The organism is Pseudorhodoferax aquiterrae, assembly GCF_014652235.1.
GTDB classification, from domain to species: Bacteria; Pseudomonadota; Gammaproteobacteria; order Burkholderiales; family Burkholderiaceae_C; genus Pseudorhodoferax; species Pseudorhodoferax aquiterrae.
The window spans coordinates 61830-84779 of record NZ_BMYK01000024.1 but is presented as its reverse complement, the minus strand read 5'-3'; the positions used below and the strand labels follow the sequence as shown (position 1 = coordinate 84779).

Genomic DNA, 22950 nt, shown 5'->3' with positions numbered 1-22950 from the left:
TCGGCCGGGCTGTCACAAACCGCGGGGCCGGCCCGTCTTGAAGGGAAGAAACCGATTTTTCAACCCCCGAAAGGAAACACCATGACCGCCCGCCTCAACGCCCTGCAACATGCTCCCGAGCTCTACAAGAAGCTCTCGGACTACAGCATCGCCGCCAAGAAGGGCCAGCTCGATGCCCGGCTGCTCGCGCTGATCGAGATCCGCGCCTCGCAGATGAACGGCTGCGCCTTCTGCCTGGACATGCACGTCAAGCAGGCCAAGCTGCATGGCGAGGGCGAGCTGCGCCTGCACCATGTGGCGATCTGGCACGAATCGCCGCTGTTCAGCGCACGCGAGCGCGCTGCCTTGGCCTGGACCGAGGTGCTCACGCAGCTGCCCGCCCATGGTGTGCCCGATGCCGTCTACGAGCAGGTGCGCGCGGAGTTCTCCGAGCAGGAGATCGTGGAGCTCACGCACAACGTGATGGGCATCAATGCCTGGAACCGCCTGAGCGTGGCCTTCCGCAACGTGCCGGGCAGCGCCGACAAGGCCTTCGGCCTGGACAAGGTGCAGTTCTCCTGATCCGCTTTTCCAACCAGGGACGCACCATGAAGATCGTCGTCATCGGCGGCACGGGCCTGATCGGCAGCAAGCTGGTCGCGCTGCTCAAGACCCGTGGCCATGCCGTGCTGGCCGCCTCGCCCAACACCGGCGTCAACACGCTCACGGGCGAGGGCCTGGACGCGGCCCTGGCCGGCGCCCAGGTGGTGGTGGACGTGGCGAACTCGCCTTCGTTCGCCGACCAGGCCGTGCTGGACTTCTTCCAGACCTCGGGCCGCAACCTGCTCGCGGCCGAAGCCAGAGCCGGCGTGCGCCACCATGTGGCGCTGTCGGTGGTCGGTACGCACAAGCTGCAGCGGAGCGGCTACTTCCGGGCCAAGCAGGCGCAGGAAGACCTCATCGAGACGGGCGGCATCCCCTGGACCATCGTGCAGGCCACGCAGTTCCTCGAGTTTCTGGGTGGCATCGCGCAGTCGGCCGGTGCGGGCGGCGAGATCCGGCTGTCGCCGGCCGCCATCCAGCCCATCAGCTCGGACGACGTGGCCGCCGTGCTGGCCGACGTGGCACTGGCCGCGCCCCTGCACGGCCGCATCGAGATCGCCGGCCCCGAGCGGATGTCGTTGGCCGAACTCGTGCAACGCTACCTCGACCTGAAGCAGGACGGCCGCCGGGTCGTGGCCGACCCGCAGGCGCTGTACTTCGGCGCGCCGCTGGACGAGGGCACGCTGGTGCCCGCGGGCCAGGCGCGCCTGGGGACGGTCAGCTTCGCGGCCTGGATGGCGCGCTGAACGCAGGGCGCTTCCTATACTGGGTGGCTCCACCGAACCACCCACCCGAGGACCGCCCATGCCCTTGCAGCTGCGCTCGCTGATCCGCCCCGACGCCACGTTGGAACTCTCGCTGGCCGAGGTCGCCATGCCCCAGCCTGCGCACGACGACGAGGTCGTGGTGCGCATGGAGGCTGCGCCGCTGAACCCCTCGGACCTGGGCCTGCTGTTCGGCGGTGCCGACATGGCCACGGCCAAGGTGTCGGGCACCGCCGAGCGGCCCGTGGTCACGGCCAGCCTGTCGCCTGCGGCCCTGGCCGCTGCCCAAGGCCGGATCGGCCAGTCCATGGTGGTCGGCAACGAGGGCGCGGGCACCGTCGTCGCTGCCGGCGCCGCGGCCGCGGCCCAGTCCCTTCTGGGCAGGAAGGTCGCGCTGCTGGGCGGCGGCATGTACGCCGAATACCGTGCCATCCCGGCCGACCAATGCCTGCCGCTGCCCGAGGGCGCGACGGCCGCGCAAGGTGCTTCGTGCTTCGTCAACCCGCTGACTTCGCTGGGCATGGTGGAGACCATGCGGCGCGAGGGCCACCGTGCGCTGGTGCACACGGCCGCAGCGTCGAACCTGGGCCAGATGCTGAACCGCATCTGCCTGAAGGACGGCGTGCCGCTCGTCAACGTGGTGCGCAAGCCCGAGCAGGCCGCGCTGCTGCGCCGCCAGGGCGCGCAGCACGTGGTGGACAGCAGCCAGGCCGACTTCCAGGCCGCGCTGACCGAGGCGATCGCCGCGACCGGCGCCACGCTGGCCTTCGACGCCATCGGCGGCGGCAAGCTGGCCGGCCAGATCCTCGTGGCCATGGAGGCCGCGATCGCGCGCAAGGAGCAGGCCGCCTACAGCCGCTACGGCAGCAATGTGCACAAGCAGGTCTACGTCTACGGCAGCCTGGATCGCGGCCCCATCGAGATCGCCCGCGGCTTCGGCATGACATGGGGCGTGGGCGGCTGGCTGCTGTTCCCGTTCCTGCAGAAGATCGGCCCGCACCATGTGCAGCAGCTCAAGGCCCGCGTGGCGGCCGAGCTCACGACCACCTTCGCGAGCCACTACACGCGCGAGGTCGGCCTGGCCGAGGCGCTGTCGTTGCAGGCCATCGCCATCTACGGCAAGCAAGCCACGGGCGAGAAGGTGCTGTTGCGGCCGACAGCGGGCTGAGATGCTGGCCAGCCGCATCGACCACCTCGCCATCACCGCGCCCACGTTGCAGGCCGGCAGCGATGCCGTGTTCGCGCAGCTGGGCGTGCGCCCCCAGGCCGGCGGCCGGCATGCGCGCATGGGCACGCACAACCTGTTGCTGCGCCTGGGCGAGGCGCTGTACCTGGAGGTCATCGCGGTCGACCCCGAAGCACCCGCGCCGGGGCGGCCGCGCTGGTTCGGGCTCGACACGCTGGAGCCGGACACGCCGCCGCGCCTGGCCTGCTGGGTCGCGCGCACCGACGACATCCAGGGCGCGGCCGCCGCCCTGCCGCTCGGCGAGGTGCTGCCCATGTCGCGCGGCGCGCTGGACTGGCGCATCACGGTGCCGGGCGATGGCAGCCTGCCCCTGGGCGGCGCGGCGCCCACGCTGATCCAGTGGGACACCGCCGCCCACCCCGCGGCCAGCCTGCCCGACGCCGGCTGCGCGCTGGTGGCGCTGGAACTGCAGCATCCCGAGCCGGCGCGCGTCCAGGCCGTGCTGGACCGCTTGCACCTGGCCGAGCCGGGTGTGGCGCTGTCGCTGCGTGCAGCGGCGCAGCCGGCACTGACCGCGCAGGTGCGCACACCGCAGGGCCTGCGTCGCCTTGCCTGACCCGCGGGCCGGCTGCGGTCTAATCGCGGCCATGAACCAAGACGCAAGCACCCGTCCTCCGCTGCCCGACCACCTGTCCGTCGACCCGCGCAGCCCGCACCATGTCGCGGCCGTGTTCCAGCACGACATCGGCATCCGTTTCAACGGCAAGGAGCGTTTCGACGTGGAGGAATACTGCCTGTCCGAAGGCTGGATCAAGGTGGCCGCCGGCAAGACCGTGGACCGCCGTGGCCGGCCGCTGCTGATCAAGCTCAAGGGCCAGGTCGAGGCCTTCTACCGCGAAGCCTGAGCCGCGCGCCCTCTTCGGGGTGGACCAAGGCCCGCGCCGCAAGGCGCGGGCTTTTTTTGTGGGTGCGGGCGCATCCGGGTAAGTCCCAGGGCCATGGACTGTTGCTCGATGCGAAACGATGCATTGCCCGCCGCGCGGTTTTTCTTTCGGGGTGCGGCTTCGACAATGGAGCCCATCGATGAGGCGCACGACACGGCTCGTCGAGACGGGGCAGGGCAAAGGGCCCGGCTCCGCCGAACGGGAAGTTGTCCTCACCATCGAAAGGAATCCATCATGAACGCCAAGTTTCTTGCCTCCGCCCTGATCGCCGCCGCCGGCTTCGCCGCAGCCCCCAGCTTCGCTGGCGACAACATCAGCGGTGAAGTCGGTTACGTGCCCCAAGTGAGCTCGGTCAAGAGCGATCTGACCCGCGCCGCCGTGCGGGCCGAGTACCTGCAGGCCGAACGCAGCGGCACGCTGCCGGAAGCCGGCGAAGGTGCCGACATCGGCGCTGTGGCCACCGCCAAGAGCGGCCTGACGCGCGATGCCGTCCGCGCCGAAGCCGTGTACGCCGTGCGCCATGGCCTGCTGGGTGGCGGCGAAGTCTGAGCGTTTCGAAGCCCTCGCCAGTCAAGGCCCGCGCCGCAAGGCGCGGGCCTTTCGCTTTGGCAAAAAGGTTCCGCATCACTGTTGCCTCAATGGAAACGATGCTTTGCCTTGGACGGGCTTTTTCAATCGCGTCACGGTTTTTAAACTTCATTTCATCGTCAATGTCAATGAAGGAAAACACCATGAACACCAAGATCCTCGCCTCCGCCCTGCTCGCCGCAGCCGGTCTGGTCGCAGCGCCCGCATTCGCCGGCGGCGGTGTCAACGCCAGTGGTGAAGTCGGCTACATTCCGCCCGTGCCCGCCGCGACGTCCAGCGCCGTAACCCGTGAAGCCGTGCGCAACGAATACCTGCAAGCCCAACGCAACCACCAGCTGGCCGCGACCGGTGAAGTCGGCGATGTCGGCGTCCTGGCCTCTGCCAAGCCCAGCACGCTGACGCGCGACCAAGTCCAGCGCGAATACCTGGCTGCAGCCCAGAACCACCAGCTGGCCCCGGCCGGCGAAGGTGCCGACATCGGCTACCGCCCGACCCAGAGCCTGCTGACGCGTGAGGCCGTGCGTGCCGACGCTGTGCGCGCACTGCGCGCCGGCGAACTGCCGGGCGGCGAAGTCTGACCCTCGCCGGTTGCCCGCAGAAAAAGGCCCGCGCCGCAAGGCGCGGGCCTTTTTCTTGGGCGGTTCAGATTTCGACCTTGGAGCCGAGCTCCACGACCGCGTTGCTGGGCAGCTTGAGGAAATCGGCCGCGGCGCTCGCGTTCAGGTGCATCTGTGCGAAGAGCTTCTCGCGCCAGGGCGCCATGCCGGTGCCCAGCGTGGGCACCACCATGTCGCGCGACAGGAAATAGCTCGTCGTCATGGTCTCCATCTCGCAGCCGCGCCCGCGCATCTGCTCCAGCGCGCGCGGCAGATCGGGGTCGTTCTTGAAGCCGTAGTGCAGCACCACCTGCCAGCAATCGTGGCCCAGGGCCTCGATCTGCAGGCGCTTGTCCATGCCGATCCAGGGCCGCTCGTGGCTGCGCACGGTCACGAACAGGTTGGTCTCGTGCAGCACCTTGTTGTGCTTGAGGTTGTGCAGCAGCGCATTGGGCACGCTGCCGGGTTCGGCCGTCAGGAACACGGCGGTGCCCTCCACGCGCGCGGGCGGGCTCACGAACACCGATTCGAGGAAGCTCTTGAGGTCGATCGCATTGGCGCGCAGCGCCTCGTTGAGCAGGCGCCGGCCTTCGTGCCAGGTCATCATGAGCATGAACATCATGGCGCCGATGAACAGCGGGAACCAGCCGCCGTCGAACAGCTTCATGAGGTTGGAAGCCCAGAACGCGAAGTCGACGACGAAGAAGAAGCCCGTGGCCAGGATGCACAGCCACAGCGGGTACTTCCAGCCGTAGCGGATCACGAAGAAGGTCAGCACCGTGGTGATCAGCATGTCCGTGCAGACGGCGATGCCGTAGGCCGCCGCCAGGTTGCTGGAGGACTTGAACATCACCACGGCCAGCACGATCGCCAGGAACAGGCCCCAGTTGACGAAGGGAATGTAGATCTGGCCGGCCGCCTTGACGCTGGTGTGCTGGATCTGCAGCCGCGGCAGGTAGCCCAGCTGGATCACCTGCTTGGTGACCGAGAAGGCGCCCGTGATGAGGGCCTGGGAGGCGATCACCGCGGCGGCCGTGGCCATGCCCACCAGCGGCAGCAGCGCCCACTCGGGCGCCATCATGAAGAACGGGTTCTTGACGGCCTCGGGCTCGCGCAGCAGCAGCGCGCCCTGGCCGAAGTAATTGAGCGTGAGCGCCGGCATCACCGCCCCGAACCAGGCCAGCCGGATCGGCCGCTTGCCGAAATGGCCGAGGTCGGCATAGAGCGCTTCGGCACCGGTCACAGCCAGCACCACGGCACCCAGGATGATGAAGCTCGTGCCCGGATTCAGCCACATGAAGCGCAGCGCGTGGTGCGGGCTCAGCGCGAACAGGATTTCGGGGTTGTGCCAGATGTGCGAGACGCCCAGCAGCGCGATGGCGATGAACCAGGCCAGCGTGATCGGCCCGAAGAACTTGCCGATGCCGGCTGTGCCGCGCTTTTGCACGGCGAACAGCGCGAACAGGATCACGAGCGTGAGCGGGATCACGGCCTTGCGGAAGGCGGGCGACACCACTTCCAGGCCCTCCACGGCCGACAGCACCGAGATCGCCGGCGTGATCACGCCGTCGCCGTAGAACAGGCAGGTGCCGAAGATGCCGACCAAGAGCAGCACGTGGCGCAGCTGCGGCTTGTCTTTCACCGACTGCGAGGCCAGCGCCAGCATGGCGACCAGGCCGCCCTCGCCGGCGTTGTCGGCGCGCAGCACCAGAACCACGTACTTGAGCGAGACGATGACGGTCAGCGTCCAGAACAGGATGGACAGCACGCCGTAGACGTTGTCCACCGTGAACGGGACATGGCCGGAGCCGAAGATCTCCTTGACCGCGTACAGGACGCTGGTGCCGATGTCGCCGTAGACGACACCGATGGCGCCCAGGGTGAGCGCCGCGAGCGGGGTTTTGGCGTGTTGCAAAGGAAAGCCGCTCGGCCACGGGGCCAGCGGCTGGTGTTTCGCGGGACGGCTATTGTGCGCCTCGCCCCGCAACCGGCAAGCCGCCGCGGCGCTGATGTTGCACTGCAGCAACTTCCGTTGCCATGGCTTCAGTAGACCTCGGCTTCGGGGTCCGTCGCCTCGAGCTCATAGCTGGCCGCGACCAGGGCGAGCCGGCCGATCACGCCGTACATGTAGAAGCGGTTGGGGGCGCTGGCGCCCGGCTTCATGCCATGCTGGGGTAAGTGCGTACTCTCGGCGAAAGCCAAGGGCACGAAGCGCGAGCCCGGCGCGTTGAGGTTCTCGTCGGGGCCGCGGTCGGCATGCACGCGGTAGAAACCACCCACCACGTAACGGTCCATCATGTAGACCACGGGCTCGGCCATGGCGTCGTGCATGCGCTCGGCCGTCAGCACGCCTTCCTGGATGATCACGTCGTGCACGGGCTGCCCGTCCTTGACCACGGCCATCTTGTTGCGCGACTTGCGGTTCAGACTCGTCAACTCGGCAGCGTCGTGCACGGTCATGATGCCCATGCCGTAGGTGCCGTTGTCGGCCTTCACGACCACGAAGGGCTTCTCGTTGATGCCGTATTCCTTGTACTTGCGGCGCACCTTGGTCAGCAGCGCATCGACGTTGGTCTGCAGGCAGTCCATGCCCGCTCCCTCGGCGAAGTCGACCTCGCCGCACTTGGCGAACATCGGGTGGATGAGCCAGGGGTCGATGCCCAGCAGCTTGCCGAAGCGCTTGGACACCTCTTCGTAGCTCTGGAAATGCCGGCTCTTGCGCCGCACCGACCAGCCCGCGTGCAGCGGCGGCAGCAGGTACTGCTCGTGCAGGTCTTCCAGGATGCCGGGCGCACCGGCCGACAGGTCGTTGTTGAGCAGGATGGTGCAGGGGTCGAAGTTCTTCAGCCCCAGCCGGCGCTTGCTGCGCACCACCGGCTCCAGCGTGAGTTCGTCGCCGTTGGGCAACTGGATGGTCTTGGTCTCCTTGATCTCCGGGTCCACCGAACCCACGCGCACGTTCAGGCCGGCCATGTGGAAGATGCGCTGCAGCTGCGCCACGTTGGCCAGGTAGAAGGTGTTGCGGCTGTGGTTCTCGGGGATCAGCAGCAGGTTCTTGGCCTCGGGGCAGATCTTCTCGATCGCCGCCATGGCCGACTGCACCGCGAGCGGCAGCATGGGCTGCGTGAGGTTGTTCCAGCCGCCCGGAAACAGATTGGTGTCCACCGGCGCGAGCTTGAAGCCGGCGTTGCGGATGTCCACGGAACAGTAGAACGGCGGCGTGTGCTCCATCCACTCCAGCCGGAACCAGCGTTCGATGGCCGGCGTGGAATCGAGGATGCGCTGCTCGAGCTCGTTGATCGGCCCGGTCAGTGCGGTGATGAGGTGGGGAACCATGGGGAAGGCCTTGGGTTGGCAGTATTCGAGTGAATTTTAGGGATATGGGGTGGCCATCCCGCGATGCAAGCGCGGTTCATATGACGACCATCATATTTAGTGCTATCGTCCGGGCCATGGACACCGCCCCGGGCCGCAAGCAGCTGACACACGACCGCATCGTCGAGACCGCGGCGGGCGTGCTGCGCGAATCCGGCTTCTGGGGTGTGGGCGTGGCCGATGTCATGAAGCGGGCCGGCCTCACACATGGCGGGTTCTATGCCCATTTCGCCTCGCGCGATGCGTTGCTGTGCGAGGCGCTCGAGCATGCCGGGTCCGACAGCGCGGCCCGCCTGGGCAAGAGCATGGCGCAGCGCCAGGCGCGCGGGGCCAGTCCCCTGCGCGCGCTGGTCGAGGCCTACCTGTCCGACAGCCACCTGGGTGCGCCGACCCAGGGCTGCCCGGTGGCCGCTCTGTCGTCCGAGATACCGCGCCAGTCCGCCGAGGTCGCGCAGGCCGCCGCCGTGCGTATACGCCGCCTGGTGGCCGCGGTGCAGCGCGCCCTGCCGGAAGACGCCATCGAGCAGGCCGGCGTGGTCGCCAGCCAGATGGTCGGCGCGCTGCAGCTGGCCCGCGCACTGGGCGACAACGCCGAAGGCCGCGCGCTGCTGGCCGCCACGCGCCGCAGCCTGCTCGCGCAGTTCGACGCCGCGCCCGCGCGCTGAGAACGTGTGAACGAACCGCTCACACCCACGCGAGGCCCCCAATGAGCTCCTGTTTCCATCATGACCGTCGCGGCCGGGGCCTCGCCCTTCGGGCCGGGGCGCGCCAGGCCGCATGCGGGCGTTGCAGTCCTTGCCCGGGCACCAGCCCGGGCTGCGGCCTGCGCCTTCGCCTGCGGCCCGCCGCACCCCGTCGTGGGTGCGATCGGTTCATTCACACGTTCTGAGCATTCGCCGCCGCCCCTCCCGTTTCCGTCACCCAGAAATATGACGCCTGTCATATTGACCACCCAGGAGTCTTCCATGCAGATCCACAACGCCACCCTTCTCATCACCGGCGCCAACCGCGGCATCGGGCAAGCCTTCGCCCGCGAGGCGCTGGCGCGCGGCGCGCGCAAGGTCTACGCGGCTGCGCGCGATCCGGCCAGCATCTCTCTTGCAGGTGTGGAGCCGATTGCGCTGGACGTGACCCGGCCCGAACAGGTCGCGGCCGCGGCGCAGCGCTGCGGCGATGTGACGCTGCTGGTCAACAACGCGGGCATCGCCATCACCGGCGACTTCATGGCGGACGGTGCGGTGGAGGCGGCGCGCGCGCAGCTGGAGACCAACTACTTCGGCCCGCTGCTGATGGCGCGCGCCTTCGCGCCGGTGCTGAAGGCCAATGGCGGCGGCGCGCTGCTCAACGTGCTGTCCATCGCCAGCTGGATCAGCTCGCCGCTGCTGGCTGTCTACGCCTCCAGCAAGTCGGCCGCCTGGTCGCTGACCAACGGCCTGCGCGAGGCGCTGCGGGCCCAGGGTACGCAGGTCATGGGACTGCACATGGGCTTCGTCGACACCGACCTCACGCGCGGCATCGACATGCCCAAGGCCACGCCCGAGGAGATCGTGCGCGCCGCGCTCGACGGGCTGGAGTCCGGCGCCCAGGAGGTGCTGGCCGACAAGCTCACGCGCCAGGTCAAGCAGGGCCTGTCGGCCGAACCCGGCATCTACCTGGCCCCGGTGCAGCGCTGAGCATGGGCGCCGCCGTCCTGCCCGCTGCCGCCGCCGGCAGCCCGGCCACGCAGCGCACCCAGCAGATGCTGCAGGCGCCGCTGCTGCCCACGCTGCTGCGGCTGGCCACGCCCAACGTGGTCGGCCTGTTCGCGATGACCGTGCAGATCGGCTATGACGGCTACATCCTGGGCCGCCTGGGGCACGAGGCGCTGGCCGGCGTGGCGCTGGTGCTGCCGCTATCCATGCTCATGGTGCAGATGTCGGCCGGGGGCATCGGTGGCGCCACCACGGCTGCCGTGGCCCGCGCGCTGGGCGCAGGCCGGCCCGGCGAGGCCGCACAGCTGGCGCGCCATGCGCTGCTGGTGGCGCTGGCCATGGCGGCGCTGTTCATGCTCGCGCTGCTGGGCCTCGGCCGTCCGGTCTACATGGCCATGGGCGGGCGCGGCGCCGCGCTCGACGCGGCGCTGGCCTACTCGAACACCTTGTTCGGCGGCGCCCTGGCGATCTGGGCCGTCAACGTGCTCGCCGGCATCGTGCGCGGCGGCGGCAACATGCTGCTGCCCTCGCTGGCCATGCTGGGCACCACGCTCGCGCACCTGGCGCTGTGCCCGGCCCTGGTGTTCGGCTGGGGGCCGCTGCCGGGCCTGGGCGTGGCCGGTGCTGCCCTCAGCACGCTGACGGTCAACGCCGTGTCGGCGCTGGTCCTGTTGGCGGCGCTGTGGCGGCCCGGCGCGGCCGTGCGGCTGCGCAGCGGGCCCTGGCGCGCGGAGCGCGCGGCCTTCGCCGGCATCCTGCGCGTGGGGCTGCCGGCCTCGCTGAGCCCCGTCATCAGCAATGGCTCGATTGCCGCTGCCACCGCGGCCGTGGGCAGCTACGGCACCGTGGCGCTGGCCGGCTACGGTGTGGCGGCGCGGCTCGAGTACATCCTCGTGCCGATCGCGTTCGGCTTCGGCACCGCATTGACCACGCTGGTGGCCACCAACATGGGTGCAGGCCAGTTGGCGCGGGCCTTGCGCGCGGCCTGGCTGGGCGGAGGGCTGGTCGCCGCGATCACGGGCGCCATCGGCCTGGCCGTGGCCCTGGCGCCCGGGCTCTGGATGGACGTCTTCACGGCCGATGCCCAGGTCCGCGCCCAGGGCGCGCTGTACCTTCGCATCGTCGGCGCCAGCTATGGCCTGTTCGGCCTGGGCCTGGCGCTGTTCTTCGCGTCGCAAGGGGCGGGCCGCATGCTGTGGCCGCTGGTCGGCAGCCTGGTGCGGCTGGCGGTGGTGGCTGCGGGCGGCTGGGTCTGCGTGGTCTGGCTGCAGGCGCCGGCGCAGGTGTTCTACGCCGTGGTGGCGGTGAGCCTCGCGCTGTACGCGGCCGTCATCGCGGGTGCCATTCGCCTGGGGAGCTGGACGCGCTGATCAGTTCTTCCAGAACGAGGGCATCAGCAGCGCCATGAAGCTCAGCATCTCGAGCCGGCCCATCAGCATGGCCAGCGTGCAGACCCAGATCTGGAAATCGCTCAGCACCGCGAACGAGGACGCCGGGCCGACCGCGCCCAGGCCCGGCCCCATGCAGTTGACGCTGGCGATGATCGCGCTGAAGGCCGTCACCGGGTCCAGGTCGGTCAGCATCAGCACCATGGACAGCACGATGACGGTGGCGCCGTAGACCAGCATGAAGGCCAGCACCGCGAAGATCACGGGCGTGTCGACCACGGCCTTGCCCAGGCGCACGGGCTGCACCGCGCGCGGGTGCGCGAGCCGGCGGATCTCGCGCCGCGCCTGCTGCAGCAGGATCAGCATGCGCACCATCTTGATCCCACCCCCCGTGGAGCCCGCGCTGGTGGCGATGCCCGACAGCAGCAGCATGAAGACCGGCAGGAACACCGGCCAGAGCAGGTAGTCCTGGGTGGCATAGCCCGTCGTGGTGGCGACCGAGACCACGTGGAACAGGCCGTGGCGCAGGGCGTCCAATGGCGCATAGAGGCCCTTGGCCCAGAGCAGCAGCCCGGCCAGCAAGCCACCCCCGACCAGCACCGACAAGGTGGCGCGCAGCTCGGGGTCGGACAGTGCCACGCCGAGGCGCCCCTTGCGCACGGCCGTGAAGTACAGCGCGAAGTTGCAGCTGGCGAACAGCATGAAGACCACGGCGATCAGCTCGAGCAGCGGCGAGTTGAAGTGGCCGAAGCTCGCATCGTGCGAGGACAGGCCGCCCAGGCTCACGGTGGTGAACATGTGCATGACCGCCTCGATCGGTGGCATGCCGCCGGCCCAGTAGGCCAGCGCGCAGGCGGTCGACAGCGTGGCGTACACGCCCCACAGGCCCTTGGCCGTCTGCGCCATGCGCGGCGTGAGCTTGTTGTCCTTGATCGGACCGGCCGCCTCGGCCTTGAACAGCTGGCTGCCGCCCACGCCCAGCAGCGGCAGCACGGCCACGGCCAGGATCAGGATGCCCATGCCGCCCACCCACTGCAGGAAGCAGCGCCAGAAGTTGACCGACACCGGCAGCGTGTCGAGCTTGTTCAGGACCGTGCCGCCCGTGGTGGTGAGCCCGGACACGGCTTCGAAGTAGGAGTGCGTGAAGCTCAGCGGCCGGCCGATCTCCATGAAGGCCAGCTCCAGCGGCAGCGCCGCGAACAGCGGCAGCAGCAGCCAGGCCAGCGAGACCAGCATGACGCCGTGGCGCGGCTGCAGCTCGCGCCGGTAGCGCTGCATGCCCCGCCACAGCAGCACGCCGGCGACCAGGGTCAGCAGCATGGAGGCGATGTAGGCGTCGGCCACGCCGTCCTGCCACTGCCAGGACACGGCCAGCGGCAGCGCCATGCTGAAGGCCATGAACGTGATCATCACGCCCAGCACGCGCAGGACTGGAAAGATGTCGCGCATCGACGAGCGGCTAGAAGAAGGCTGCGCTGACGCGGAAGGCCTTCTCCACGTCGCGGATCAGGCGCTTGTGCGGCACGAACACGACCACGTGGTCGTTGCTCTCGATCACCGTGTCGGCGCTCGGGATGATGACCTGGGGCGCCACGGCCGGCTCCGCGGCTGCGTCGTCCGTGGCCGGCAGCGCCAGCGGGTCGGGCAGGCCGCGCACGATCAGGCCGAAGTGGGCCTGCTCGGGCAGCTTCAAGTCGCGCACGGCGCGGCCGACCACGCGCGAAGTCTTGCGGTCGCCGCGCGCCACGATCTCCAGGCCCTCGGCCACGCCGCGGCGCAGGCTGTGCACGGCCTGCACGTCGCCCTGGCGCACGTGGGCCAGCAGTTCGCCGATCATGGTCTGCGCGGGCGACAGCGCGATGTCGATCTGCGTGCCGTGCATGAGCTCGGCGTAGCTGCGCCGGTTGATCAGGGCCAGCACGCGCCTGGCGCCCATCTGCTTGGCCAGCAGGCTGGACATGATGTTGTTCTCGTCGTCGTTGGTCAGCGCCAGGAACAGGTCGATGGTCTCGATGCCTTCGTCCTCGAGCAGGTTCTCGTCGGTGGCATCGCCGTGCAGCACCAGCACCTCGTGCGGCAGCTTGCTGGCCAGCTCGATGCAGCGCTCGGCGCCATGGTCGATGACCTTGACGTGGAAGCCCGCGTTGGCCGCCGCCAGCTCCTGGGCCAGCCGTTCGCCGACGCGGCCGCCGCCGGCGATCATGATGCGCTGCACGCGGCGCTTGGGCCGGCCCTGGCCGCGCTGCTCGTCGTGGTGCAGCGCGCTCAGCACGCGCGGAATGTCATCACGCGCGGCCAGCACGAAGACCTCGTCGCCCGGCTCCACGCGCGTGCCGCCGCTGCAGGCGATGAAGCGGTCGGGCTCGTCCTCGAAGCGGCGATAGATCGCGACGATGCGCATCGGCACGTCGGGCACGCATTCGCGCAGGTCGGCGATGTTGTGCGCCACCAGCGGCGCACCGGCCACGGCGCGCACCGAGACCAGGCAGGCCAGGCCGCCGGCGAACTCGCGCACCTGCAAGGCCTCCGGGTATTCGATGAGCTTGAAGATGTAGCGCGTCAGGGACTCCTCGGGGCAGATCACGCGGTCGACCGCGAAGCCTTCCTTGTCGACGAGGTCGCTGCCATGCCGGAAGGCCTGCGAACGCACGCGCGCGATGCGCGTGGGGATGTTGAAGCGCCGGTGCGCGATCTTGCAGCAGACCAGGTTGGTTTCGTCCAGCGCGGCGCAGGCGATCAGCATGTCGGCGTCGCGCGCGCCGGCCTCTTCCAGAACGTCGGGATCGACGCCGCTGCCGACCAGGCCGCGCAGGTCGTAGCGCTCTTCCAGCGCGCGCAGGCGGCGCGCATCGGTGTCGATGACGGTGATGTCGTTCTTCTCGGACACCAGGCTGTCCACGACGCTTTCGCCGACACGGCCGGCACCCAGGATGATGACGCGCATGGCCTGCGGGCCGGCTGGCTCAGTGGCGCGTCTCGCCGTTGCCCAGCACCACGTACTTGAGCGAGGTCAGGCCCAGCAGGCCGACCGGGCCGCGCGCGTGGAACTTGTCGGTGCTGATGCCGATCTCCGCGCCCAGGCCGTACTCGAAGCCGTCGGCGAAGCGCGTGCTGGTGTTGACCATCACGCTGGCCGAATCCACCTCGCGCAGGAAGCGCTGGGCATGCATGTGGTCGCGCGTGAGGATGGCGTCGGTGTGGTGGCTGCCGTAGCGGTTGATGTGGGCAATCGCCTCGTCCAGACCTTCGACGACCTTCACGGCGATGACGGGTGCGAGGTACTCCTCGGACCAATCCTGCTCGGTGGCCGGCACGACCTGTGCACCGGCGACGGCCGACAGGATCGCGGCGGCCTCGGCATCGCAGCGCATCTCCACGCCCTTGGCCGCGTAGACCGCACCGATCTTCGGCAGAAATTCAGCCGCCACGCCGCGCGCCACCAGCAGGCCTTCGGCCGCGTTGCAGGGGCTGTACTTCTGCGTCTTGGCGTTGTCGGCCACGGTCACGGCCATGGCGATGTCGCAGGGGTCGTCCACATAGACATGGCAGTTGCCGTCCAGGTGCTTGATGACGGGCACCTTGGCCTCGCGGCTGATGCGTTCGATCAGGCCCTTGCCGCCGCGTGGGATCACCACGTCCACATGCTCGGGCATGGCGATCAGCTGGCCCACGGCCTCGCGGTCGGTGGTCTGCACGAGTTGCACGGCGTCCGCCGGCAGACCGGCTTCTTCCAATGCCCGCTGCACCAGCCGGGCCAGCGCCTTGTTCGATTCGATGGCCTCGGAGCCGCCACGCAGGATGCAGGCGTTGCCGCTCTTGATCGACAGGCTGGCGGCCTCGATGGTCACGTTGGGCCGGCTCTCGAAGATCATCGCGAACACGCCGAGCGGCACGCGCATCTGGCCCACGCGGATGCCGCTGGGCTGTTGCTGCATGCCGCTGATCTCGCCGATCAGATCGGGCATGGCGGCCAGCTGCTCGCAGCCCAGCGCCACGGTCTCCAGCACCTTGGGCGTGAGCTTCAAACGGTCCACCATGGGCGCGGCCAGGCCGGCGGCCTCGGCGCGCGCGATGTCGCGGGCGTTGTCGGCCTGCAGCGGCCCGGTCTGTTCGCGCAGCAGCCGCGCGAGCGCGCGCAAGGCTTGGTTCTTGGTGGCGGCGCTGGCCCGCGCCATGGCGGCGGAGGCCTGGCGGGCCTGCACGCCCAGCGTCTGGGCGTATTCGGCGATGTTCAACGCGTTCATGGCGGCGATTGTCGCGCAGATGGCCTGCGCGGGCCGCCCGCCGGGGCTTTCAGCGGGCCGGCTGCTGCGCGCAGACGCGCGCCAGCGCCAGGGCCAGGCGCTGCAGCGCCTGCCAGCCGTCGGTGGGCCAGTCCGGCACCTTGAGGCCCTTGACGATGCCGTCCACGGCATGGGCGCCGTGCAACAGCCTGGCCAGCGCGCTCGGCGACAGACGGGGCAGCACGCGCTCGAACAAGCGCTCCTTGATGCCCCAGACGCGCTGCTCGCGCAGCGCCATGGGCAGCGGCCGGCCGGCGGCCATGGCATCCTTCACGCGCTTGAGCGCGCGGATGTCCTCGGCCAACGTGTAGTGCACGAGCACGGCGGCCTCGCCCTCGGCCTGCAGGCCGTCCAGCATGCGCTGCACGCGCAGCACCTGGCCGCCCAGCACGGCTTCGGACAGCTTGAACACGTCGTAACGGGCCACGTTGAGCACGGCGCTCTCGACCTGCTCGAAGCCGAGATCGCCGGGCGGGTACAGCAGCGCGAGCTTGCTGATCTCCTGGTGCGCGGCGAGCAGGTTGCCTTCGACGCGGTCGGCGAAGAACTGCAGCGTGCGCTGGCCCTCCTCGCCAGCGGCCACCTGCTGGCCCTGGGCCTTGAGGCGCTGGGCGATCCAGGCCGGCAGCGTGGCGCGCTCGATCGGGTCGATCTGCACGGTCACGCCGTGGGCGTCCAGCGCGGCGAACCAGGCACCGGTCTTGGTCGTGCGGTCCAGCCGCGGCAGGCTGACCAGCACCAGCGTGCCGTCGTTGCCCTGGGCCTGCTCGGCCAGCTGCTGCAGCGCGGCGCTGCCGTCCTTGCCGGGCTTGCCCGAGGGGATGCGGATGTCCAGCAGCTGCTTGTCGGCGAACAGGCTCATGGCGCCGCCCGCGGCCAGCACGCCGGCCCAGTCGAAATGGGCGCCCTGCACCGTGAACACGCGGCGCTCGGTGTAGCCCTGGGCGCGCGCGGCCGCGCGGATGGCGTCGGCCGCCTCCTGCAGCAGCAGCGGCTCGTCACCGTGCAGGGTGTAGAGCGAACGCAGGCCGCGCTGCAGTTGTTGCGGGAGTTGGGCCGGGGCCAGTTGCATGCCGGCAGTTTACGTGCCGAGCTCCAGCGTCAGGCAGCGCGCGGAGCCGCCCGAGCGGCGGAACGCATCCAGCGGCACCACACGCGCGCGGTAGCCGCGTTGTTCCAGCCGTGCGCGCAGCGCCGGGCTGCAATGGCCCATGACCAGGTCGCGGCCGATGCAGACGGCGTTGGCGGCCAGCTGCAAGGCGTCCTCCTCGGGCATCTCGATCAACTGCGGGCCCGCGATCGCCTGCAGCTGGGCCCAGCCCGCGGGCGAGAACGCCCGCTTGACCGCGAGCAGCTCGCCCCCCGAGAGCAGGCTCAGGCAGGTGTCGAGGTGGTAGAAGGCCGGATCGACCAGTTCCAGCGTCCACACCGGCCGGCGCGCCACGGCCTGCAGCGTGGTGCTCGCGCGCAGGTCCGAGCGCGGGCCGTAGCCCATCCAGCAGATGCCGCGGGTGTTGTCCACCACGACGTCGCCGTTGCCTTCGAAGCGCACGCCCTCGGGCATGGTGTGCAGGCGGTCGACCAGCCCGCGTGCGCGCAACTGGGCGAACAGGGCGCGGCCATGGGTTTCTTCGCCCTGGCGCTCGGGGTGGCGAAAGCGCGCCAGCAGCACCTGGCGGTCGATCACCACGGCCGCATTGGCGGTGAACACCATGTCGGGCAGGCCGGCCACCGGGGGCATGGTCTCGACCACGGCGCCCAGGCTTTCATAGGTGGCGCGCAGCGCGTCCCAGCCCGCGCGCGCCTGCCGGCGCAGCGTGGCGTCGTCGGGCCGCCAGCGGTCCGGTTCCATCCAGGGGTTGATGGCGTAGGACACCTCGAAATGCTCGGGAGCGCTCATGAGCAGGCGCGGGCGCGGCGGCGCCACGGCGGGCGTGGCTTGCGCGGCCACGGCGCTGCGCGGCGCGCCGACCCCGGGCAGGGCGGCCAGCACCTCGGCGAAGCGGTCCACGCCCTCGTCGATGAGCGCGCGCGTGATGGTCAGCGGCGGTGCGAAGCGGATCACGGTCTCGTGCGTCTCCTTGGACAGCACGCCGGCCTGGGCCATGCGCTCCACCACGGCGCGCGCGCTGGCGCGGGCCGGGTCCAGCTCCACGCCGACCCACAGCCCGCGGCCGCGCACGGCACGCACCAGCGTGGGCCACTTGGCCTGCACGCTGCGCAGGCGCGCCAGCAAATGCGTGCCCAGCGCGGCCGAGCGTGCGACGAGTTGCTCGTCCTCCATCACGCACAGTCCTTCGTGCGCCACGGCCGCGGCCAGCGCATTGCCGCCGAAGGTGGAGCCATGGCTGCCGGGCGAGAACACCTGCATGAGCTTCCTGTCCGCCAGGAAGGCGCTGACCGGCAGCAGGCCGCCGCCCAGCGCCTTGCCCAGGATCAGCGCGTCCGGCCGGATGCCTTCGTGCTCGAACGCGAACCAGCGGCCCGTGCGGCCCAGGCCCGATTGCACCTCGTCCATGACCAGCAGGATGCGGTTGGCATCGCACCAGGCGCGCAGCGCCGCGAAGAAGCCGGGTGGCGGCAGCACCACGCCGGCCTCGCCCTGGATGGGTTCGACCAGCACGGCGCAGGTACTGGCCGTGGTGGCGGCGCGCACGCTGGCCATGTCGCCGAAGTCGAACCAGCGGAAGCCCGGCGTGAACGGGCCGAAGCCGGCGCGGTAGGACGGCTCGCTGGATGCGCTGATGACGGTGGTGGTGCGGCCATGGAAGTTCTGGCGCGCCACGAGGATCTCGGCCGTGCCATCCGGCAGGCCGCGCACCTGGTGGCCCCAGCGGCGTGCGGCCTTGATGGCGGTTTCCACGGCCTCGGCGCCGGTGTTCATGGGCAGGGCCTGCTCGAAGCCCGCCAGCGCGCAGAGCTTTTCGAGGAAGGGCCCCAGCGTGTCGCCATGGTAGGCGCGCGAGGTCACGGCCACGCGGCCCAGCTGGCGCTGCGCGGCCGCCACGATGCGCGGGTGCAGGTGGCCATGGCTGACGGCGGAATACGCACCCATCATGTCTAGATAGCGTTTGCCGTCCACGTCCCAGACGTGGCAGTCGAGGGCGCGCTCGATGACGACGGGGATCGGCTGGTAATTCGGGGCGCAGTGCTGGCGCTCTGCTTCGATCAGCAGTTCGGAGCGGATGGGGTGGCGGTCCATGGCGGTTCTCCTTGTTGTCCCGGAAACTGTAGGAAAACCAGGCGACCGCCGCGGTGATTGCAAGGCCTGCACGCTGCCGGGCACGGCACAGTTGACACGCGTTCATTTCCGATTCGGAAGTGTCGGTCCCGGCGCTACAGCTGCAACACGGGCGGCGCCTGCCGTCATCGGACGCTGCGGGCCGCTGGCGAGGATGGGGACATCGTCAACACCGGAGTTCGTGCCATGCACACCGTTTCCATGCCCCGTTTTTCGCGTCGGCGCGCACTGGCCGCGCTGCTTGCGGCCAGCACCCTGCTGGGCGCCTGCACCACCGTCGTGCAAGAGCCGGCGCATCCCCATGCCGTCGTGCGCGAGGTGCCGGCGCCGCTCGTGGAAGTTGTGCCCGCGGCGCCAGGCCCCGGCCTGCATTGGGTGCCTGGCCATTGGGCCTGGCGCGAAGGCAACTGGCGCTGGATCGGCGGCCGCTACGTGGCCACGGCCGTGCCGCCCATGCCCGCTCCCTATGTCGAGATGGTGCCGGCGCCGCCTTCGCCCGCGCATGTCTGGGTGCGCGGACACTGGTATTGGGGCGAGCGCGGTTGGGTCTGGGCGCGCGGCAGCTGGGTGCTGCGCTGAACTTCAGGCCAGCGGAAAGCCGCTGAACTCCTTGACCGTCTGCAGTTCGGTGTTGGTCACGATCTTCTCGATGCCCAGCGCAGCGTCCTCCAGCCAGCCATTGGTCAAGCCCTGGTACTGCGCGAGGTCGGTGCAGGCGATGCGCACGAGGTAGTCGTAGCGGCCGCTGAGCAGGTAGCAGGCGACCACCTGGGGGGTGGCCAGCATACGGGCCTCGAAGCGGCGCGAGGCGGCCTGGCGCTGGTCCTTGAGCGCAATCTCGGCGAAGAAGGCGATGGCCGGGCCCACGGCCTGGCGGTTCAGCACGGCGCGGTAGCCGGCGATGAGGCCCTGCTGCTCGAGCTTGCGCACGCGGTTCAGCGTGGCGCGGGCCGACAGATGCACCTGTTCGGACAGCGATTGCACGCTGGCGCGGCCGTCGCGTTGCAGCAGTTCCAGCAGGCGCAGGTCGGTGCGGTCGAGCTCCATCGGCCGCCGCGCCCTCAGATCGCCTTGACCGCGGCCAAACGCCGCATGATCTGCTGCACGGTGTCCGACTGCATGCTGCGGTAGAGCAGGGCCTCTTCAGCGTCTTTGGCCAGGACCACGGACTCGTTGAAGCTCAGCTCGCGCTGCTGAAGGATCTCGGCCTCGGGGATCAGCTCCGTGCCCTGCAGATTGCGCAGCCGGAAGCGAAAGCGCAGGCGCAGCTGCAGCTCGCGCACTTCGCCCGAGGAGGTGCGGCCCACGACCACGCGTTCGCGCTGGTCCATGGTCGGCTCCAGCCGCACGTCGGCCTTCTGGCCGGCCACGGGGTCGGTGATGACCTCCACGCGGCCCGTGCCCATCAGGTTGCGGCGCAGTTCCAGGCCCATGGGCGAACTCGGCGGCATGGCCAGGTAGATGGTCTTGAACGCGAATTCCGGCGGCTGGCGCAGCTGGAAGCCGCAGCCGGCCAGGGGCAGGGCGGCGGCGCCGGCGAGGAAGCTGCGGCGGTTGGCCATCACAGCACCACGTTGACGAGACGGCCCGGCACCACGATCACCTTCTTGGGCGTGGCCCCTTCGGCGAACTTGGCATACATCTCGTGCGCCAGTGCGGCGGCTTCGATGGCGGCCTTGTCGGCACCGGCCGGCACGCGGACTGCGCCGCGCAGCTTGCCGTTGATCTGCAGCATGAGCTCGACCTCGTCCTGCTCCAGCGCGCTGGCGTCGACCTGCGGCCATGGCGCGTCGAGCAGCTCGCCGAAGCGTTGCACATAGCCCAGTTCGGTCCACAGCGCGTGCGTGATGTGCGGCGTCGCGGGGTACAGGCAGCGCAGCAGGATGCCGAAGCCCTCGGCCAGCGCGATCTGTGCGCCCGGGGCATCGATGGTCTTGAAGTTCTCCAGCGCGTTGAGCAGCTTCATGGCACCGGACACCACGGTGTTGTACTGCATGCGCTGGTAGTCGTAGTCGATCTGCTTGAGCACGCCGTGCACTTCCAGCCGCAACGCCTTGGCCTCCTTGCCGAAGGCCACGTCCTGCAGGCGCGTGGCGCCGTGCGCAGCGTCCAGCGCGGTCGAGAAATCGCTGGCGGCCAGCTTGACGCCGAAGTTCCAGACGCGGCGCAGGAAGCGGTAGCTGCCCTCGACGGCTGCGTCGTTCCACTCCAGCGTGGCCTCGGGCGGTGCCGTGAACATGGTGTACAGGCGGGCCGTGTCGGCACCGTACTTCTCGATCAGCTCTTGCGGATCGACACCGTTGTTCTTGGACTTGGACATGGTGCCCACGCCCTCGTAGTCGATCACCGTGCCCGCGGGCAGCTCGCCGACGGCATTCTTGAGCTTGGCGCCGACGATCTTGCCGCCTTCGTCGAGCTGGTGCTCCACGTCGTGCGGCCAGAAGTACTCCTTGCCGCCCTTGTCCGTGCGCCGGCTGTAGATGTGGTTGAGCACCATGCCCTGCGTGAGCAGCTTGGTGAAGGGCTCGTCGATCTTCACGAGGCCCAGGTCGCGCATGACCTTGGTCCAGAAGCGTGCGTACAGCAGGTGCAGGATGGCGTGCTCGATGCCGCCGATGTACTGGTCCATGCCGCTGCCGCCGGTCGGCAGGCTCTGGTCGCGCATCCAGTAGGCCGTGCCCTCGCCGACCATGGCCCCATCCAGCGTCGGGTCGCAGTAGCGCATGAAGTACCAGGACGAGTCCACGAAGGTGTCCATGGTGTCGGTCTCGCGGCGCGCGGCTTGGCCGCAGACCGGGCAGGTCACGCCGGCATGGAAGCCGGCGTGCTTGTGCAGCGGATTGCCCGAGCCGTCGGGCACGCAGTCCTGCGGCAGCACCACGGGCAGGTCCTTCTCGGGCACCGGCACGGCGCCGTGCTCTGCGCAGTGGATGATGGGGATGGGCGTTCCCCAGTAACGCTGGCGGCTCACGCCCCAGTCGCGCAGCCGCCAGGTGGTCTTCTTCTCGCCCAGGCCCTTCTCGGCCAATGTGCGGGCCACGGCGTCCACCGCGTCGCGGTACTCCAGGCCGCTGAAGATGTCGGAGTTGATGGTCACGCCGCGCTGCTTGTCGCCGTACCAGTCGTGCCAATGGTGGTAGTCGTAGTGCTCGCCGTCCACGTGCACGACCTGCGTGATCGCAAGGCCGTACTTGAGCGCGAACGCGAAGTCGCGCTCGTCGTGCGCGGGCACGCCCATCACGGCGCCGTCGCCATAGCCCATCAGCACGTAGTTGCCGACCCACAGCGGCACATCCTTGCCGCTGATGGGGTGCACGACGGACAGGCCGGTGGCCATGCCTTCCTTCTCGCGCAGCGCAAGCTCGGCTTCGGTCGTGCCGCCCTGCTTGCAGCGCACGATGAAATCGGCCAGCGCCGGGTTGCTGGCGGCGGCGTGCGTGGCCAGCGGGTGCTCGGGCGCCACGGCGCAGAAGGTCACGCCCATGATGGTGTCGGCCCGCGTGGTGAACACGTACATGCGGCCGCCGCCAATCAACTGGCCGTCGGCGCCCTGGATGGCGTGCGTGAAGGCGAAGCGCACGCCCTCGCTCTTGCCGATCCAGTTCTCCTGCATGAGCTTGACGCGCTCAGGCCAGCCGGGCAGCTTGTTCTGCACGTGGTCCAGCAGCTCTTCGGCGTAGTCGGTGATCTTGAGGTAGTAGCCCGGGATCTCGCGCTTCTCGACCACGGCGCCCGTGCGCCAGCCCTTGCCGTCGATGACCTGCTCGTTGGCCAGGACGGTCTGGTCCACCGGATCCCAGTTGACGACCTGGGTCTTGCGGTAGGCGATGCCCTTCTCAAGCATCTTGAGGAACAGCCACTGGTTCCACTTGTAGTAGCTCGGATCGCAGGTGGCGACTTCGCGCGACCAGTCGATGGCCAGCCCCATCGCCTGCATCTGCTTCTTCATGTAGGCGATGTTGTCGTAGGTCCACTGCGCCGGCGGCACGCCGTTCTTGAGCGCGGCGTTCTCGGCCGGCAGGCCGAAGGCGTCCCAGCCCATGGGCATCAGCACGTTGTGGCCGTTCATGCGCAGCTGGCGCGTGAGCATGTCGTTGATCGTGTAGTTGCGCACGTGGCCCATGTGCAGCTTGCCGCTGGGGTAGGGCAGCATGGAGCAGGCGTAGAACTTCGGGCGGCCTGCGTCCTCGCCCACGCGGTAGGCGTCGCGCGCACGCCAGTGCGCCTGGGCGGCGGGTTCGACTTCGAGATGGTTGTACTTGTCTTGCATGGGAGGCGGCATTGTGCGTGTCGCACGGCGCGATCACGCGAG

Annotated in this window: 21 protein-coding genes and 1 pseudogene; 11 read left to right on the top strand and 11 right to left on the bottom strand. The window is 69.6% G+C overall.

All coding sequences use genetic code 11. The annotated features are described in order from the left end of the window. Positions 1-81 precede the first annotated feature (81 nt). The 7 genes from IE209_RS26430 to IE209_RS26400 all read left to right on the top strand — a co-directional run bounded on the left by IE209_RS26430 (position 82) and on the right by IE209_RS26400 (position 4642). Positions 82-561: a carboxymuconolactone decarboxylase family protein gene (locus IE209_RS26430; RefSeq protein WP_189689865.1), complete on the top strand. Its 480-nt coding sequence runs from the start codon at positions 82-84 to the stop codon at positions 559-561. 26 nt (positions 562-587) lie between these two features. Further along, a complete protein-coding gene (locus IE209_RS26425) occupies positions 588-1328 on the top strand; it encodes an SDR family oxidoreductase (protein ID WP_189689864.1) in 741 nt (246 codons plus the stop codon). A 58-nt stretch (positions 1329-1386) separates the two neighbouring features. Then, a complete protein-coding gene (locus IE209_RS26420; RefSeq protein ID WP_189689863.1) occupies positions 1387-2514 on the top strand; it encodes a zinc-binding dehydrogenase in 1128 nt (375 codons plus the stop codon). A gap of 1 nt (position 2515) precedes the next feature. Next, positions 2516-3148, top strand: coding sequence for a VOC family protein (locus tag IE209_RS26415; RefSeq protein ID WP_189689862.1), 633 nt, complete (start codon positions 2516-2518; stop codon positions 3146-3148). Between the two features lie 31 nt (positions 3149-3179). Further along, entirely contained in the window at positions 3180-3437 is a 258-nt protein-coding gene (locus IE209_RS26410; protein WP_145549171.1) for a DUF3297 family protein, read from the top strand. Positions 3438-3710: 273 nt separating this feature from the next. Beyond that, a complete protein-coding gene (locus IE209_RS26405; protein WP_189689861.1) occupies positions 3711-4025 on the top strand; it encodes a DUF4148 domain-containing protein in 315 nt (104 codons plus the stop codon). A 182-nt stretch (positions 4026-4207) separates the two neighbouring features. Beyond that, positions 4208-4642 carry a DUF4148 domain-containing protein gene (locus IE209_RS26400; protein WP_186329784.1) on the top strand — a complete coding sequence of 145 codons (435 nt, stop codon included), beginning with the start codon at positions 4208-4210 and terminating at the stop codon, positions 4640-4642. Positions 4643-4706: 64 nt separating this feature from the next. Here the strand turns inward: IE209_RS26400 and IE209_RS26395 are convergent, their stop codons facing one another. Together IE209_RS26395 and gshA are read right to left on the bottom strand one after the other, a co-directional pair. Beyond that, the gene (locus tag IE209_RS26395) at positions 4707-6575 is read right to left on the bottom strand and encodes a potassium transporter Kup (RefSeq protein ID WP_189689860.1); all 1869 of its coding nucleotides are present in this window, start codon (positions 6573-6575) and stop codon (positions 4707-4709) included. A gap of 128 nt (positions 6576-6703) precedes the next feature. Continuing rightward, the gene (gshA, locus tag IE209_RS26390) at positions 6704-7996 is read right to left on the bottom strand and encodes a glutamate--cysteine ligase (RefSeq protein WP_189689859.1); all 1293 of its coding nucleotides are present in this window, start codon (positions 7994-7996) and stop codon (positions 6704-6706) included. A gap of 116 nt (positions 7997-8112) precedes the next feature. Between gshA and IE209_RS26385 the strand changes: the two genes are divergently transcribed. From IE209_RS26385 to IE209_RS26375, 3 genes are all read left to right on the top strand, one after another. Then, positions 8113-8700, top strand: coding sequence for a TetR/AcrR family transcriptional regulator (locus IE209_RS26385; protein ID WP_189689858.1), 588 nt, complete (start codon positions 8113-8115; stop codon positions 8698-8700). A 300-nt stretch (positions 8701-9000) separates the two neighbouring features. Beyond that, positions 9001-9708 carry an SDR family oxidoreductase gene (locus IE209_RS26380; protein ID WP_189689857.1) on the top strand — a complete coding sequence of 236 codons (708 nt, stop codon included), beginning with the start codon at positions 9001-9003 and terminating at the stop codon, positions 9706-9708. A 2-nt stretch (positions 9709-9710) separates the two neighbouring features. Next, positions 9711-11096: an MATE family efflux transporter gene (locus tag IE209_RS26375; protein ID WP_189689856.1), complete on the top strand. Its 1386-nt coding sequence runs from the start codon at positions 9711-9713 to the stop codon at positions 11094-11096. Here the strand turns inward: IE209_RS26375 and IE209_RS26370 are convergent, their stop codons facing one another. The 6 genes and pseudogenes from IE209_RS26370 to rocD form a co-directional block, all read right to left on the bottom strand. Beyond that, entirely contained in the window at positions 11097-12563 is a 1467-nt protein-coding gene (locus IE209_RS26370) for a TrkH family potassium uptake protein (protein WP_145549179.1), read from the bottom strand. Between the two features lie 10 nt (positions 12564-12573). Next, complete coding sequence (gene trkA / locus IE209_RS26365) at positions 12574-14058, bottom strand: Trk system potassium transporter TrkA (RefSeq protein ID WP_189689855.1); 1485 nt, start codon at positions 14056-14058, stop codon at positions 12574-12576. 19 nt (positions 14059-14077) lie between these two features. Further along, positions 14078-15358: a glutamate-5-semialdehyde dehydrogenase gene (locus IE209_RS26360; RefSeq protein WP_189689854.1), complete on the bottom strand. Its 1281-nt coding sequence runs from the start codon at positions 15356-15358 to the stop codon at positions 14078-14080. A 49-nt stretch (positions 15359-15407) separates the two neighbouring features. Continuing rightward, positions 15408-16469 (bottom strand): DNA polymerase III subunit delta, encoded by a 1062-nt coding sequence (holA, locus tag IE209_RS26355; RefSeq protein ID WP_189689853.1) that lies wholly within the window; start codon positions 16467-16469, stop codon positions 15408-15410. A 9-nt stretch (positions 16470-16478) separates the two neighbouring features. Beyond that, the gene (locus IE209_RS34500; protein WP_444544357.1) at positions 16479-17249 is read right to left on the bottom strand and encodes a dimethylarginine dimethylaminohydrolase family protein; all 771 of its coding nucleotides are present in this window, start codon (positions 17247-17249) and stop codon (positions 16479-16481) included. A gap of 105 nt (positions 17250-17354) precedes the next feature. Then, a pseudogene (gene rocD / locus IE209_RS34495) lies at positions 17355-18599 on the bottom strand (ornithine--oxo-acid transaminase); the annotation flags it as partial. A 225-nt stretch (positions 18600-18824) separates the two neighbouring features. Here rocD and IE209_RS26345 point away from each other — a divergent pair. After that, positions 18825-19217: a YXWGXW repeat-containing protein gene (locus IE209_RS26345; RefSeq protein WP_189689851.1), complete on the top strand. Its 393-nt coding sequence runs from the start codon at positions 18825-18827 to the stop codon at positions 19215-19217. A gap of 3 nt (positions 19218-19220) precedes the next feature. On the opposite strand, the gene IE209_RS26340 is transcribed toward IE209_RS26345, so the two are convergent. Genes IE209_RS26340 through leuS form a run of 3 tightly spaced genes read right to left on the bottom strand, consistent with a single transcriptional unit; the run spans position 19221 to position 22908 of the window. Next, positions 19221-19685: an Lrp/AsnC family transcriptional regulator gene (locus IE209_RS26340; RefSeq protein ID WP_189689850.1), complete on the bottom strand. Its 465-nt coding sequence runs from the start codon at positions 19683-19685 to the stop codon at positions 19221-19223. A gap of 14 nt (positions 19686-19699) precedes the next feature. Then, entirely contained in the window at positions 19700-20200 is a 501-nt protein-coding gene (locus tag IE209_RS26335; RefSeq protein ID WP_189689849.1) for an LPS-assembly lipoprotein LptE, read from the bottom strand. Continuing rightward, positions 20200-22908, bottom strand: a complete 2709-nt coding sequence (gene leuS / locus IE209_RS26330; RefSeq protein ID WP_189689848.1) for a leucine--tRNA ligase — start codon at positions 22906-22908, stop codon at positions 20200-20202. The genes IE209_RS26335 and leuS overlap by 1 nt, the downstream gene beginning before the upstream one ends. Between the last annotated feature and the right edge of the window lie 42 nt (positions 22909-22950).